Consider the following 15748-nt stretch of genomic DNA (forward strand, 5'->3'; position numbering starts at 1 on the left):
GTTACGGCTTGTCGGGATCCCGATGTCTCTCGGCAAGAGAGGACAGACGGAGTCGAAGAAAGTTGTAGCGCGCGCGATATCAGGGCGCGCCGCAAGTGGTCCAGACATCGCTTCCTGCGGTGGTCGGTACAAGGATGTTGCCAGCGTATGAGCGTATCGCAGTCCTACACACTTCGCGGGCAGCAGACGCGCCTCGACACAACCACCAAGATCACGCTGGCCGTTCTGGCTCTTGCCTCCGGCGTCTACACCTATCTCGGTGTGCGCGAATTGCTCGACGGCAGCGCGACGGCGGTCTTTCTCGGCGCCATCGTCTATTCCTCGGCAGTCTCCGTCGCGATCTATGCCTTCTGGTCCTATCTCATGCGGTTCATGCCGCATGTGCGCCAGCCCGGCAGCCGGCGCATGCTCTATCTCGCCATGGCGATCGGCTCCATGATGATCATTGCCATGTCGTCCTGGCTCAACGCGTCCGCACTGGCGGGCTCGGCAGCCTTGGAACAGCATCTTTCGGTGACCACCGAGGAATATCAGCTAAAGCTCAACGAGGCGCACGAGAACGCCCTCGCGGCGCAATCCCTGCTTCCCGATATCCAGCTTGCGGCCCAACGTTTTGATACGCTCGCCGGGCAGGAAGCTCGCTCCGGCTCGCTTACGGGCACCTCCGGCTCGGGCACCGTCGTCCAGCTCCTCCGGCAAATGTCGAACCAGCTCACCGGCCTCCAGAGCGAGATCCAGGCGAGCCGCACCCAGGTCGCGACGATATTCGACGAGGGCGGGGCGCGGCTCGCGGCCATGCGCCAGCTGGTGTCGAGCCAGGGGCCGGTCGCCGATCGTGCGAACGCCTTCGCCGAGGAGGCGGTCCAGCTTTCCGGGATCATCACCGGCCTCCAACAGAATTCCGTCGCACCGGCGGTCAAGCGCGCCGCCGAAGATCTTGGCCGCTCCTTCATCGCGCCGGTTGCTGATGGGGGCGACGAAGGTCTGCGCGCCCGCCAGAGCCAGGTGGTGAGCCGGGTCGAGGACGCTGTCAGAGCCCAAAGCGCACTGCTCGTCGCGGCGTCCGAGGAGATCCTCGCGCGGCCGGACGTCGAGCCATTCCGGTTCACGCCGCTGTCGGCGCCGGAGGCCGTCATTCGCTACGCCGTCGATTTTCTCCCATCTTGGGCGGGTGCGATCTCTATAGATCTCCTCCCGGCGGTTCTCATTTTCATCCTCTGCATCGTGCAGGACGTCATACGGCGCGAGGACGGTGAGGAGATGGAGACCGGAGACATGTCGGCCGCCGATCTGATGCGCGCGATCCGCATCCAGAAACGTATTCGTACGGCAGAAGACGACTGGCAGCAGGACGCCGAGATAGAGCGGCCGCGCGAGCCCGAGCGAGCCTCCGAGCCGCGTTCCGACATGCCCGAGCCGAGAGTCGCCGGCGAAAATCGCGAAATCGTGCAGCGTAACGACCCGGCCGGGCCGACCCCTTTCCCGAAGACCGCGTCACGCTGAAAGGAAGCGCGAAGAAGCAACGATGATCGGCGAGGAATCCAGCCCCGGACGGCTCGAACGACTTATTCAGAAGATCCCGGAGGGCGCGGTCCTCAGATCGGTCTTCGTAACGCTGCTCGCCGTCAGCTGCGGCATCGTCTATCTAGACTGGCAGGAATTTTCCGAGGCCGAACTCGATAATGCCCGCATCGAGCGCACCGAGCCAATGCCGGTCAGACGGCCCGAGCCGGGCGATCAGGTGCGACCCTATCTTCCGAAGACCATCCCAGTTGGCCCCGATCGCGGCCAGCCGGTTCTGCCGGGCTATGACGGCCCGGTTGATTCCGAGGCCATGACGCGACCGATGACGTTCTTCGATGCCGGTGAGGGCATCGTCTCCGGCGTCGGGCGGATCGAGATCGGCACGGCCAGCGACTTGCGCGAATTCCTTGCCGAAAGGGACCGGGTCGGGGGCGAGGTTCGCCGCCTCTTCCTCCATTCGCCCGGCGGATCGGTAGAGGACGCCCTGCAGATGGCACGTGATCTCCGGGCGGACGGCATCTCGACAGAAGTGCCCGCCGACGGATATTGCGCCTCGGCCTGTCCGCTCGTCTTCGCGGGCGGCCTGACGCGCCTTGCAGGAGCATCCTCGTGGGTAGGTCTCCATCAGGTCTATGCTGCCGAAATCCCAGGCATGCCGAACGCTCGTGACCTCGACCGCTCGATCTCGGACATTCAGCAGACGATCGCGCGCGCCCAGCAGCTTCTCGCCGATATGGGAGTCGATCCGGCGATCTGGATCAACGCGATGGAGACGCCGCCGGCGGACCTCTACGTGCTGACGGAAGAGGAATTGATCACTTCGCGCTATGTCCGGCCATTCCCGGACGGGCCGGAATTCGTCGGCCCGCGCAGGCCGGCTGATTTCGTCCTCGAGGGCGACCAGATTGCCTCGACCGAAGACGAGGAGACCGCAGTCCCGGACGGAAATCCGGCGCATGAGACCGCGGTCACTCCACCTTCTTCAACAGGCGAAGGATGATGAGCGTGAGGATGACCGCGATGAGTGCGAGGCCGTATTCGCCGAGCCCGCAGGCGAGGCCGAGCGCCCCGACGATCCAAAGTGAGGCGCCCGTCGTCAACCCCTTCACCTGACCCCGTGCCTGAATGATTGCGCCCGCGGCGAGAAAGGCGATCGCCGACGTGATGGCCTCGACGATACGGATCGGATCGGAGCGGACACCCTCCCCAAGGTCGTCGAAGCGGTCGACCAGCGAAATCATGAGGATCGTGAAAAGGCAGGCTCCGATGCCCACCATCATGTGGGTACGCAGACCGGCTTCCCGGTCGCGGCGCTCCCGTTCGAAACCGACGGCGCCGGCAAAAAGCGCGGCGACCAGCATCTGTCCCGATCGTTCGATGAAGGTCCAGTCGGGAATAAGGCCCTCGATCATATCCATTATCGCCGCCTTGCCGCTGCGTTCGTCCCGTTGACGGATAAGCGACGAGCCCGCATCGCGTTCCGGTCGGGCGACGTACGCTTTTCTGCTTGGTGACGGTCAGGACACTTAAGGGGCCGCAACCTCTTCGACCAGCACGAAGACCGAACGCGCCTTCACCACGAGACCTTCGCCGGCTTTCAGTATGCGCGGCTCCAGATCCGGCCAGTCCGACTGGAGAGCAAGCCTCAACAGATGGCCTGGACGCGGCGAGGGAAGGGTTGTTTCGACATCATCCGTGGAGGCGTTGAGATAGACAATCGCCCGCTCGCTCTCGTGACCGTCCGCCGCCTTGGGTTCGTAGACGCTCATGCCGAGGAACCGGCGGGACGGATCGCTCCAGTCCTGGTCGTACATGCGCTGACCGTCCTCGCGCAGCCAGATGACGTCCTCCATCTGTCCGCCGGCGTTCTCGCCGGTGAGGAATGAATCGACGCAAAGTGCCGGGTGCTCGCGGCGCAGCTGTGCGAGCTGGCCAGTAAGTGCGATCAGGTTCTTGTCGGCCTTCGACCAGTCGAGCCAGGTGATCTCGTTGTCTTGGCAATAGGCATTGTTGTTGCCCCGTTGGGTCCGGCCGAACTCGTCACCGGCGACGATCATCGGTGTGCCACGGGACACGAAGAGTGTCGTCAGCAACGCGCGCAGATCGCGCCTGCGTGCAGAAAGGATCGCTTCGTCCTCGGTCTCGCCCTCGACGCCGCTGTTCCAGGAGAAATTATCGCCATGCCCGTCGCGATTGTGTTCGCCGTTTGCCTGGTTGTGCTTGAGCTTGTAGGCGGTGAGATCGGCGAGAGCGTAGCCGTCATGGGCGGCGACGAAGTTGACGCTGGACGACGGCCTGCGGCCGAACTGGTTGAAAATATCGGCCGAACCGGCAAGCCGCGTCGCAAGATCGGCGACCGCGCCGGCATCGCCCCGCCAGAACCGGCGGACGCCGTCGCGGAACCTGTCCTGCCACTCGAACCAGTGCGATGGAAATTGCCCCACCTGGTAGCCGCCGGGGCCAATATCCCAGCTTTCCGCCACGTGAATGCGGTCCTTCAGCACCGGATCGATGGCGACCTCCTGGAGGAAGGGCGCGTTGACGTCGAATCCGGTCGGCAAGCGGCCGAGGACGGGCGCGAGATCGTAGCGAAAGCCGTCGATGCCGGCAGCCTCAACGAAGGTGCGAAGCGTGTCGATGCTGAGCTTCATCACCGGATCGCGCCAGACGGCGAACATGTTGCCGCAGCCCGTATGATTGACGAGCTTCCCCGGGTCGTCGGTTTCGTGGGCGTAATACAGCTTGTTGTCGAGCCCGCGATAGGAAAGCGTCGGTCCGTTCTCGTCGCCTTCGCCGGAATGGTTGAGGACAACGTCGAGAATGACGCGGATGCCTCGCCGGTGTAGCGCGTCGACGACTCGGCGAAGCTCCGGAAATCCGCCCGGAACGATGCGCGGGTCAAGCGCCATATGGGTGATCGGGTTGTAACCCCACGCATTGGTGAGGCCGAGCCGGACGAGGTGCTCTTCATCGATCCAGGCTGCGAGGGGCATCAGTTCGACTGTTTCGATGCCAATCCGCTCCAGGTGGTCCAGCAACGGCTTTTCGGCGAGTGCAGAGACGGTACCGCGAAACTGATCCGGAATCTCCGGATGGAGTTGCGAGAAGGCGCGGACTAGAATTTCGTAGGTAAAACCAGGCGCCCTGAAGGCCATCGGCTCGCCGTCGCGGAAAAGATCCGTGACGATCGCTTTCGGCATCAGCGGTGCGGTGTCATAGCGATGAGCGGGCGGCGCCTTCAGAACCGGATGGAACTGGAACGGTCGATCAAGCTGGACGGCATACGGGTCGACCAAGAGCTTCGAGGGATCGAAGCGGTGGCCTTCGTGGGGGGCGTAGGGCCCGTGGGCGCGAAACCCGTAGCGAGTGCCCGCATTAAGGCCTCGCACGAAGCCGTAGCGCACGATGCCCTCGGCGCCCGGAAGCGTCAGGCGCGCAACTTCCCGTGTGCCGAATTCGTCGAACAACGAGAGCTCGATCGCATCGGCGTTTTCCGAGACAACGGCAAAATGAGTCCCATCGCCAGTCGGTGTCGCGCCGAGGCGCTCGGGACACCCGTATTCTGCGGTGATCTTAATCATGAACCGGGATTTATCGTGCCCGTTTTAGGAAATCCAATCCCCATCGCGCGAAGTCGCCCGGTCCCAAGGTTAGGAGATCGCCTTGCCTGGCCGCAGGCTGGAGGTCGGGCAATCAAGAAAATGCACACCATTCAGGCTCGCGGTGTGACGCTGGTCACTGAGCGCGGGCCTCGCACCCAATAGCCTTCTCTCATCGGCGCAAGAAACGAGCCGCTGCAACCAAGAGAAGGAATAGACCAATGATCCGCAAAGCAGTCTTCACCCTCGCCGCTCTCACGACTCTCGGCATGGCACCCGCCTCGGCCTCCGACTACGGCCAGCCGGTCGAACCGGTCCAGCAGTCCAGGGGTTATACTGCAGGCTACCACGCCTGGGTCGTCAACGTTGCAAGCACCGATGTTCTCAATGTTCGCGCCTGGCCGGCCGCTCATTCCCGCAAGGTCGGCCATCTCGGACCTTATGACGAGAATATCTATGTCGAGCGCTGCATCGCGCGGCCCGGCATTGCCGACTGGTGCAAGGTCTACCGCGGCGAATTGAGCGGCTGGGTCAACGCGAACTACATTCAGCGCATGTTTTGAAGCGCGAACTTGAGGGAAAGAGAAGCGCCCGACGCCAGCATACCGGGCGCTTCTGATGTACAAGCACGAGGGGTGGTCGTCGTCCTATGACGCTCCGGCCTGCCATTCACGCACCGCATCAAGCGGGTAGAGCAGCATCAGGACGTTGAGCGTGAGATTGTCACGGATCACGACGGCGGTGAGGATCTCAAAACTGACGGCGAGAAACACTGTCACGGCGACGGGCAGCCGCGCAGCGAGGAGGAAGCCGACGATCATAAAGCCGGCATCGGACATCGAGTTGAGGACGCTGTCGCCGAAGTAGTCGAGCGAGATCGTCGCCTCTCGGTAGCGCTGGATGACCGTTTCCGTGTTCTCGGCAACCTCCCAGGTGCATTCGAGGACCGTCGAAAGGATGAGCCGAAAGCCGAGGGACCGCTTCCGCGCGATCCAATGAAAGAGCGCGTAGAACAGGAAGCCGTGGATGACGTGCGAAGGAGTGTACCAGTCCGACAGGTGCTGGGAATTGCCCGGCCCATAGGCGTTCCCGTACCAGAGCGAGACGTAACCGCATTCGCAGATGGGTACGCGACCCATGACGAGAAGCGTGGCGGCGGTGGCTGCGAGGATCGCGAAGACCACGAGCCATGACCGCAGTTCGACGCCGAAGAGCCGCCCATCGCTCAAGCCCGTCATGTCAGGGTCGGTTCTGCAGCGTCTCTCAGGTGATCACATCCGGCTCGCTGCGGCCCGTTCGCTTCTTGATCTCACCGACCGAATCCGCGATCGAGATGAGCTCGGCCAGCGCCTCGCCGGGGTCCTGTGTGTGCTTGGCCGGATCGCTTTCGTAGCGCTCGATATAGACGCGGAGCGTCGCGCCTGCGGTGCCTGTGCCAGAGAGGCGGTAGACGATGCGGGCACCGCCGGAAAAGACGATGCGGACGCCCTGACCGGTTGCGACCGAACCGTCGACCGGATCCTTGTAGGAGAAGTCGTCCGCTTCGGAGACGACGAGCGAGCCGAAGCGTTGGCCGGCCATGGAGGCGAGACGGTCGCGGAGGGATTCCATCAGCCCCTCGGCCTTGTCCGTGTCGATCTCCTCGAAATCGTGGCGCTGGTAGAAGGTGCGGCCGAATTCCGACCAGTGGCTTTCGATGATCGCCTTTACGCTCTCGTGGCGCTCGGCGAGGATGTTGAGCCAAAGGAGAACGGCCCAGACGCCGTCCTTCTCGCGCACGTGGTCCGAGCCGGTGCCAGCTGATTCCTCGCCGCAGATCGTCACCTTGCCTGCGTCAAGAAGATTGCCGAAATACTTCCAGCCCGTCGGGGTCTCGTAGGCACCGATGCCGAGTTTCTTCGCGACCCGGTCGACCGCCTGGCTCGTCGGCATCGACCGCGCGACTCCCGCGATGCCCTTCTTGTAGGCCGGCGCGAGATGGGCATTGGCCGCGAGGACTGCGAGTGAGTCCGACGGCGTCACGACGATGCCGCGCCCGACGATGAGATTGCGGTCTCCGTCCCCGTCGGATGCGGCGCCGAAATCCGGACCGTCGTCCCGCATCAGTTCTTCGATGAGATCGGCGGCATAGACCGCGTTCGGGTCCGGATGCCCACCGCCGAAATCCTCCTTCGGCTCGCCGTTGACGACGCTGCCCTCCGCCGCGCCGAGGCGGTTCTCCAGAATTTCGGTCGCGTAAGGGCCCGTGACCGCGTGCATGGCGTCGAACCGGACCTTGAAGCCCGAAGCGATCAGGTCGCGGATCTTGCCGAAGTCGAACAGCTCTTCCATCAGGTCGGCATAGTCGGCGACGGGATCGATCACCTCGACCGTCATGTCGCCGAGGGAGCGTTCGCCGACCGTCAGAAACTCCGGGGCCGGCGCGGAATAGATGCGATACTCCCCGATCGCCTTGGTCTTCTTGTAGATCGCCGAGGTGATGCGCTCGGGGGCGGGACCGCCGTTCTCGATATTGTACTTGATCCCGAAATCACCCTTCGGCCCACCCGGATTGTGGCTCGCCGACAGAACGATGCCGCCGGCCGCTCCGCGCTTGCGAATGAGATTCGAAGCCGCCGGTGTCGACAGGATTCCGCCCTGGCCGACGATCACCCGCCCGTAGCCGTTCGCCGCCGCCATGCGGATCGCGATCGCCACGACGTCCCGGTTGAAGAAACGACCGTCGCCGCCGATCACCAGCGTTTCGCGCTCGCCCTTGCCGACGGTGTCGAAGATCGCCTGCAGGAAGTTCTGGACGTAATTTTCCTGCTTGAAATGCGGGACCTTCTTGCGGAGGCCCGACGTGCCCGGCTTCTGGTCGTCATAGGGTTTTGTGGCGATCCTCTCGATCATCGGCCCTCATCCTTCATCACATCACGGTAGAGATCGGCATAGAGCTTCGCACTCGTCGTCCACGACACGTCGTTCGCCATCGCCGCCTCCTGCATCCTCCGCCATTCCTTCGGGTTCCGATAGATCTCGATCAGCCGGTCGACGGCTGTCAGGATGGAGTCAGGCTCCGCATCCTCGAAGATCACCCCGTTGGCGCAGCCTGCATGACGTGCGGCATAATTGGCGTCGATCACCGTATCGGCGAGGCCGCCGACCCGCGAAACCATCGGGATGCAGCCGTATCTCAGGCCATAGAGCTGGGTCAGGCCGCAGGGCTCGAAACGCGAGGGGATGAGGATCGCGTCAGCGCCGGCCTGCACACGGTGGGAGAGGCCCTCGTCGTAAGCGATGCGGACCCCGATTTTCTTGCGGTGGTCCACCGAAAGCTTCTGGAAGGCGCCCTCGATCTGGGCATCGCCCGTGCCGACGACAACAAGGCTCGCGCCCTTCTCGACGATCGCCTCGGCGACTTCGGCAACGACATCGAGGCCCTTCTGCCACGTAAGACGACTGACGATCGCGATCATCGGGTCGTCGGTCGGTGCAAGGCCCATCTCCTTCAGCAATGCGTCGCGATTGGTTGCACGTCGGTCAATGGTCGAACGGTCGTAAGTCCTCGCCAGCATGGCGTCGTGCTCGGGATCCCACGCTTTCGTATCGATGCCGTTGACGATGCCGCAGACGGCATCGCCCCGCTGGCGCAACAGGCCGCCGAGCCCCATCCCACCCTCTTCAGTCAGGATCTCGCGGGCGTAAGTCGGGCTGACCGTCGTTACGCGGTCGCTTGCGAAGATTCCGCCCTTCAAGAAGCCCACATTCCCAAAGAACTCGACGCCATCGATCGAGAAGGCTTTCGCCGGCAGGCCGAGTTTTTCGAAGATCGTCGGTGGAAAATTGCCCTGAAAAGCGAGGTTATGAATGGTCAAAACGGTGCGGACCGTTTTCTTGCGCGAGAAGGCGAGATAGACCGGCGCGAGCGCCGCCTGCCAATCATGGGCATGGAGTATGTCCGGCCTGTAGCCCTTGATTGCCCCTTGCGCGATCTTCGCGCCGGCGAGCGAAAGGGCGGCGAAGCGCAGCCAGTTGTCGGCGTAGTCGTAGCCGTATGACGTGAGATAAGGACCTCCGTCGCGGTCGTACAGCGAAGGCGCACAAAGGACGAGCAGTTCCAGACCATCGACCTCGACCGCGCGTACGTCCGCCTCGACCCCCAGAAGATCGCGAAAGCTGCAGACGATCTCGCCCTCGCCGACAGTCTTCATGACGCCCGGATAGCCTGGCATGAGCGTCTTCATCGAGACGTCTGCCGATTTCAGCGCTCCGGGTAGGGCGCCCGCCACGTCGGCGAGTCCGCCTGTCTTGACGATCGGATAGACCTCGGAGGCCACCGACAGGACTTGTAGGCTCATGGCCATTGGCTTTCGGGTTTGTCCGGCCGGGTGGCGGCGGAGAGAGAGAGCCCCGGCTCACCCCTCCGATGCGCCGGCACGCCTTTGTTCCAACCAAGCGTCTACTGTTCAAGTCTAAGTTTATCGATCATCGGCCTGGTGACGAGGCAAATGCCCTGATCGGTCCGCCGGAAGCGCTTGGCGTCGAGCAGCGGATCCTCGCCGATGACGAGACCGTCCGGGATCTCGACGCCGCGATCGAGGATCGCGTTCTTGATTCGCGCGTGACGACCGATCCGGCATTTAGGCAGAACAACCGCGTGGTCGAGCTGCGAATAGGAACGCTGGCGCACGCCCGTGAAGAGGAGGGAACGGTTGAGCGAGCCGCCGGAAATGATGCAGTCGCCCGAGACCAGCGAGGACGTGGCGACGCCGCGTCGGCCGTCGACATCATGAACGAACTTTGCCGGCGGCACGATCTCCGCATAGGTCCAGATCGGCCAGTTCCGGTCGTAGATGTCGAGCGGCGGGACGACATCTGTCAGGTCGATATTGGCCTGCCAGTAGGCGTCGATCGTCCCGACGTCGCGCCAATAGGCTTCATGGGTCGGCTCGTTGTCAGAGCGGATCACCGAGCGGTTGAAGCGATGGGCGTAGGCGCCGCCGTTCTTCACGATCTTCGGGACAATGTCCTTGCCGAAATCGCGCGATGAACTCGGGTCTTTAGCGTCCTCGCGCAAGGCATCAATCAGGAACTTCGTCTCGAAGACATAGATACCCATGGAAGCGAGCGCGGTATCAGGCCGGCCCGGCATGGCAGGCGGGTCTTTCGGTTTTTCCACGAAGTCGGTGATCTTGAAGCTCTCGTCCACATGCATCACGCCGAAGCCGGTCGCCTCCATGCGCGGCACCTCCAGGCAGCCGACCGTCACATCGGCGCCAGAGTCCACATGGCTCTGGAGCATGATTTCGTAGTCCATCTTGTAGATGTGATCGCCGGCGAGAATGACCATGTGTTTCGGCGCGTGGTCCTCGATGATCTCTATGTTCTGATAGACTGCGTCAGCGGTGCCGGCATACCATTGGTCCTCCGAGACGCGCTGGGACGCGGGCAGGATGTCGAAGCTCTCGTTCCGGCCCGGCCGAAAGAAGTTCCAGCCATTCTGCAGATGCCGGATCAGGCTGTGTGCCTTATACTGGGTCGCGACGCCGATGCGGCGGATGCCCGAATTGATGGCGTTCGATAACGCGAAATCGATGATGCGTGTCTTGCCGCCGAAATAGACTGCGGGCTTGGCACGTGTGTCAGTCAGTTCCTTCAGCCGGGAGCCTCGTCCGCCGGCCAGGACATAGGCCATGGTATCGCGCGAGAGCGGAGCGGGTCGCCTCTGATCCGTCATGGAATGGTCTCCTCCCTTTTTCAGCGGATAGACCCGGAGGGTCGCCCCGTGTTCCGCCCAATCCCACCGGAACGGGCTTTGATAGCCCTCACGGCGATATCCGCCCGGTTTTTGATGATGGTAGCGCGAAAACGACCGCGAGCGATAGGACGCGGCTTCGAAACGGGTTACTCCGCGCCTCGACTGTCAACAGAAGTCGATTGGAGGGGCAGCAATGATAAAGTTAAACGACACATTCTCGAGCGCAGGCACCCAGGCAGTGCTTCGCTGGGCTCCGGATGGGTCACCCGCGCTAAAGCGACCGGAAGATCGTGGTCATTGGTGAGCGCAGCAAAAGCGGTAACCATGTCGCGGATTGCGTCGGGTTCGAAGTCTTTCACCGCTAAAGGTGACGTTCTTCTTCAGTTATGACGATGGTCGTCTATCGAGACCATATCGATAAGAGCGTCGATCCCAATTCAGTCGAAATCTGTCGTTGGTATCGACTCTTGAAAGTCAGCAGCCCTTAATTGTTCCTTCGTTGCGACGCTCGCCGGATACGCCGCCTAAGTCAGCAAAGATATTACCGGCGCGTCGCCGTTCGGACGGTGCCAGAATTGCGCACGTCAGACAGCTCCCGGTCCCGCCTGCCAAATATCCTTGGCATATTCGCGGATCGAGCGATCGGAGGAGAACCAGCTCATCCGGGCCGTGTTGTGAACCGCCTTCGCCTGCCACTCTTTCGGCCGGCGGTAGAGATCGTCAAGATGGCGCTGCATGTCCCAATAGGCCTGGAAATCGGCGCAGATCATCCACCAGTCATTGTTGTAGAGGTTGGAAATGAGGCCGTGATAGCGCGCTGGCTCCTCCGGCGAGAAGAGGCCGGACGAGATCGCGTGCAGCGCCTCGCGCAGGATCGGCGTCTCCTCGATGATCGAGCGGCCTGAATGGGTCTGTGCCCGACGCTCGGCGACTTCCGGTGCTGTCAGGCCGAAGATGAAGATGTTGTCGTCGCCGATATGATCCTTCATCTCGACGTTCGCGCCGTCGAGCGTGCCGATGGTGAGTGCGCCGTTGAGGGCGAACTTCATGTTGCCCGTGCCGGACGCTTCGAGACCGGCAGTCGAGATCTGCTCCGACAGGTCCGCCGCCGGCATGATGATCTCGGCGAGCGAGACGTTGTAGTTCGGGATGAAGACGACCTTCAGGAGGTCGCGCACCACCGGATCGGAATTGATCAGCCGGGCGACGTCGTTGGCAAGATGGATGATCTCCTTCGCTTGGGCATAGCTCGGCGCCGCCTTGCCGGCGAAGATTTTGACGCGCGGCGTCCAGTTGCGCTCTGGGTGAGAGCGGATCTGGTCGTAGAGCGCCACCGCCTCGATGATGTTGAGGAGCTGGCGCTTGTATTCGTGGATGCGCTTCACCTGGATGTCGAAGATCGCGTCGGGATCGACCTGCAGCGCCATGCGCTCGGAGATGAGGTGCGCGAGCTGCGCTTTCTTCGTTCGCTTGACCGCGCCGAACTTCTCGACGAATGCGGCATCGTTCGCGAGCTTGTCGATAGCGCGAATCTTGTCGATGTCGTCGAGGAAACCCGGCCCGATCGCATCGGTGATGAGTTCGGTGAGCTCCGGGTTACACTCCATCAGCCAGCGCCGGGGCGCGACCCCGTTGGTCTTGTTCTGGATCCGGTCCGGATACAGCTTGTGAAGGCTATGGAACACCGTCTCCTTCATCAGGTCGGTGTGGAGCGCCGAAACGCCGTTGACGGCGTGGGAGCCTACGAACGCGAGTTGGCCCATACGCACGCGCCGGCCATTGCCCTCATCGATCAGAGAGATCGCGGAAATTTCGAACCCCTCGAAGCCCTTTTCCTGCGCTGCATGGCGTATCACTTCGGCGTTGATCGTGTAGATGATCTGCATTTGGCGCGGCAGCAGGCGTTCGAAGAGATGGATCGGCCAATGCTCCAGCGCCTCGGGCAGCAGCGTGTGGTTGGTGTAGCCGCAGGTGGCGCGGGTGATCTCCCAGGCCCTTGCCCACGGCACGCCGTGGATGTCGACGAGAAGGCGCATCAACTCGGCGATGGAGACTGCCGGGTGGGTGTCGTTCAGCTGTACGGCGACCTTGTCGGCCAGGGTCTCGACGGTTCCATGGCGCCTGACATGCCGCTTGATCATGTCCTGCAGCGATGCCGAGGAGAAGAAGTATTCCTGCCGGAGCCGCAGTTCCTGGCCGGCCTGATGGGAGTCGGCCGGGTAGAGAACGCGCGTGATCGCTTCGGCCTTGTTCGACTCCACGAGGGCTCCGATATGATCGCCCTGGTTGAAGGCGTCGAGCAGGATGGGGTCGACCGCCTGAGCGCTCCACAGACGAAGCGTGTTGATCTGCTCGCCGCGCCAGCCGACCATCGGCGTGTCGAAGGCAACGGCCATCACGCGTTCTCCAGGACGCCAGACCTGCCTGGGCGGCCTGCCGGTCTCATGGATGGTGTTGACCGTGCCGCCGAAGCCGATCTCGTAGGAAGCGTCGCGCCGCTCGAATTCCCATGGATTGCCATGGACGAGCCAGGTTTCGGGGAGTTCGACCTGCGCGCCTTCGGAAATCTCCTGCCGGAAGAAGCCGTGGACATAGCGGATGCCGTAGCCGTAGCCGGGCACGCCGGTCGAGGCCATGGATTCCATAAAGCAGGCGGCGAGGCGGCCGAGACCACCATTGCCGAGCGCGGCGTCGGGTTCGAGGAGTTCGACCATGTCGAGCTCAACGCCGTATTTGGCCAGCGCCTCGGTGATCGGCTGAGTCAGCTGGAGATTGTTGATCGCATCGCGCAGGAGACGCCCGATGAGAAACTCCATCGAAAGATAGCAGACTTCCTTGCCGCCGGTCTCCTCGATCCGGTTGCCCGAGGCGAACCAGCGGTCGATGATCCGGTCGCGCACGACGAGGGTGGTCGCGCGCAGCCAGTCGTATTTGCGCGCCTGATCGGGATGCTTGCCGATCGAATAGGTCATCTTTTCGAGGATCTGCCGGGCAAGCTCCTCGGTATCATTGGAGCGCGGCTCGTGGACTGGGGCGTCGATTTCTTTCGTCGCTGACATTGAGGCTTTACGTCCTTCTCATGGTCTGGATCGCCGCGACGAGGCCACGCGTCGAGCCGTCGCGACTCCCGGCGTCCTGTTCTCCGGTCACGACGGGAACGAGATTCTTGGCAAGCTCCTTGCCGAGTTCGACGCCCCATTGATCGAATGCGTTGATACCGAAAAGCTGCGCTTCGACGAAGACACGATGTTCATAGAGCGCGATCAGCCGGCCAAGGGTGCGAGGGTCGAGCTGTGCATAAAGCATCGTCACCGAGGGCCGCTCTCCCGGAAACACCCTGTGAGGCGCGATCCGCTGGGCTTCGTCCGGTGTCGCGCCGCCATCGAGAAGCTGCCGACGCGCCTCTTCCAGAGTGCGCCCAATCATCAGCGCTTCCGACTGGGCAATGCAATTTGCAAGGAGGAGGTCCTGGTGGACCGTCATCTTCTCGCTTTCATGCGCGTTCGCCGCAGCGAGAAACTCGACGGGAACGACGTCCGTCCCTTGGTGAATCAGCTGGAAGAAGGCGTGCTGGCCGTTGGTGCCGGGTTCACCCCAGGCAACCGGGCCCGAGACTGCGACGGGCTCTCCGTCGAGTCCGACGCGCTTGCCGTTCGACTCCATATCGAGTTGCTGGAGATAGGCTGGAAAGCGCGAGAGCCGCTGGTCGTAGGGTATGATCGCCCGTGTCGGGCAGTCCATCGCAACCCGGTGCCACCAACCGACGAGTCCGAGGAGAATGGGCAAGTTCTCGCCGAGCGGCGCCGAGCGGAAATGCTCGTCCATCTCGTGCCCGCCAGCGAGAAACTCCCGGAACTTCTCCGGCCCGATCGCAATCATCAGCGGCAGGCCAATGGCCGACCAGATCGAGTATCGTCCGCCAACCCAATCCCAAAAGCCGAAGGTGCGGTCTTCGGAAATGCCGAACGCCTCGACCTGATCGAGCGCCGTCGAGACCGCCGAAAAATGGGTCTCGACCGCATCCTCGCCGAGTTTCGCGACGATCCAGTCTCGTGCCGTTCGGGCATTGGTCATCGTTTCGACGGTCGTAAACGTTTTCGAAGCGACGATAAAAAGTGTCGTCTCGGGATCGAGGCCAGTGATCGTGTCGGCAATGTGTGCGCCGTCGACATTCGAGACATAATGAACATTCGGCCCGTTGTGGTAGGGAGCGAGTGCCAGCGTCGCCATGGCCGGGCCGAGATCAGATCCGCCGATGCCGATGTTGACGACGTCTGTGAAAGCCTTGCCGGTCGCGCCATGGGCCGCACCGCTGCGGATGGCGTCGGCAAAAAGCGTCATTTCCCATCGGACTGCCTGCACCGCGTCGCCGACTGGTTCGCCATCAGCCTTGAAGCCGTCGCCCGGTTTGGCGCGGAGGGCCACATGGAGAACGCTCCGCCCCTCGGTTTCATTGATCTTCGCCCCGGCGAACATGGCGTCGCGTTTGGCTTCAACCTTCCTTTCACGGGCGAAATCGATCAGTGCAGAGAGCGCTTCGGGATCGATCGCGGTCTTGGAAAGATCGAGCAGAAGATCGTCCTGGCGAAAGGACATCGCCTCGAACCGTTTCGGATCGGCCTTGAAGAGGGATTGTATGCCGATTTTCTCGGCACGGGCTGCGGCGGTCGCGATCGCGTCGGGATACAAGGCTCACTCCCTCATTTGGCTGCGCGTCATGGTCCGACGAAGTATCACGCGCGATGATCCAATCCTACCCGATCGTGGAGCGGTTCATGAAATGCGACAAAGCCGAAGCGGTCGTCGAGACGCCCATCTAAGCCGTGAACATCGTTGCCGTCGATGCGATCAGCTGCGTCATATGCTACTTTTTTCAGCGGGAGAG

General features: G+C 62.5%; 11 protein-coding genes. 3 read left to right on the forward strand and 8 right to left on the reverse strand.

Going from position 1 to position 15748, the window contains the following annotated elements:
• The first annotated feature begins 147 nt into the window (after positions 1-147).
• Together FP2506_RS14470 and FP2506_RS14475 are read left to right on the forward strand one after the other, a co-directional pair.
• Positions 148-1503, forward strand: a complete 1356-nt coding sequence (locus FP2506_RS14470) for a hypothetical protein (protein WP_007068285.1) — start codon at positions 148-150, stop codon at positions 1501-1503.
• 22 nt (positions 1504-1525) lie between these two features.
• Complete coding sequence (locus tag FP2506_RS14475; RefSeq protein WP_007068286.1) at positions 1526-2524, forward strand: COG3904 family protein; 999 nt, start codon at positions 1526-1528, stop codon at positions 2522-2524.
• On the opposite strand, the gene FP2506_RS14480 is transcribed toward FP2506_RS14475, so the two are convergent.
• On the reverse strand, positions 2493-2942 hold the full coding sequence (locus FP2506_RS14480) for an MgtC/SapB family protein (protein WP_007068287.1): 450 nt from the start codon (positions 2940-2942) through the stop codon (positions 2493-2495). The genes FP2506_RS14475 and FP2506_RS14480 overlap by 32 nt on opposite strands.
• A gap of 108 nt (positions 2943-3050) precedes the next feature.
• Entirely contained in the window at positions 3051-5105 is a 2055-nt protein-coding gene (gene glgX / locus FP2506_RS14485; RefSeq protein WP_007068288.1) for a glycogen debranching protein GlgX, read from the reverse strand.
• Positions 5106-5344: 239 nt separating this feature from the next.
• Here glgX and FP2506_RS14490 point away from each other — a divergent pair, with 239 nt between their 5' ends.
• Positions 5345-5686: an SH3 domain-containing protein gene (locus FP2506_RS14490; RefSeq protein ID WP_007068289.1), complete on the forward strand. Its 342-nt coding sequence runs from the start codon at positions 5345-5347 to the stop codon at positions 5684-5686.
• Between the two features lie 84 nt (positions 5687-5770).
• Here the strand turns inward: FP2506_RS14490 and FP2506_RS14495 are convergent, their stop codons facing one another.
• The 6 genes from FP2506_RS14495 to pgi all read right to left on the reverse strand — a co-directional run bounded on the left by FP2506_RS14495 (position 5771) and on the right by pgi (position 15552).
• Positions 5771-6361: a DUF2585 domain-containing protein gene (locus FP2506_RS14495; RefSeq protein WP_007068290.1), complete on the reverse strand. Its 591-nt coding sequence runs from the start codon at positions 6359-6361 to the stop codon at positions 5771-5773.
• A gap of 25 nt (positions 6362-6386) precedes the next feature.
• Positions 6387-8015 carry an alpha-D-glucose phosphate-specific phosphoglucomutase gene (locus FP2506_RS14500; RefSeq protein WP_007068291.1) on the reverse strand — a complete coding sequence of 543 codons (1629 nt, stop codon included), beginning with the start codon at positions 8013-8015 and terminating at the stop codon, positions 6387-6389.
• Positions 8012-9469, reverse strand: coding sequence for a glycogen synthase GlgA (glgA, locus tag FP2506_RS14505; RefSeq protein ID WP_007068292.1), 1458 nt, complete (start codon positions 9467-9469; stop codon positions 8012-8014). The genes FP2506_RS14500 and glgA overlap by 4 nt, the downstream gene beginning before the upstream one ends.
• Positions 9470-9564: 95 nt before the next feature.
• Complete coding sequence (gene glgC / locus FP2506_RS14510) at positions 9565-10842, reverse strand: glucose-1-phosphate adenylyltransferase (protein WP_040489166.1); 1278 nt, start codon at positions 10840-10842, stop codon at positions 9565-9567.
• Positions 10843-11447: 605 nt separating this feature from the next.
• Positions 11448-13922 (reverse strand): glycogen/starch/alpha-glucan phosphorylase, encoded by a 2475-nt coding sequence (locus FP2506_RS14515; protein WP_007068294.1) that lies wholly within the window; start codon positions 13920-13922, stop codon positions 11448-11450.
• Positions 13923-13929: 7 nt separating this feature from the next.
• Positions 13930-15552: a glucose-6-phosphate isomerase gene (pgi, locus tag FP2506_RS14520; RefSeq protein ID WP_007068295.1), complete on the reverse strand. Its 1623-nt coding sequence runs from the start codon at positions 15550-15552 to the stop codon at positions 13930-13932.
• Between the last annotated feature and the right edge of the window lie 196 nt (positions 15553-15748).

The sequence above is a fragment of the Fulvimarina pelagi HTCC2506 genome (assembly GCF_000153705.1).
In the GTDB taxonomy this organism is placed as follows: domain Bacteria; phylum Pseudomonadota; class Alphaproteobacteria; order Rhizobiales; family Rhizobiaceae; genus Fulvimarina; species Fulvimarina pelagi.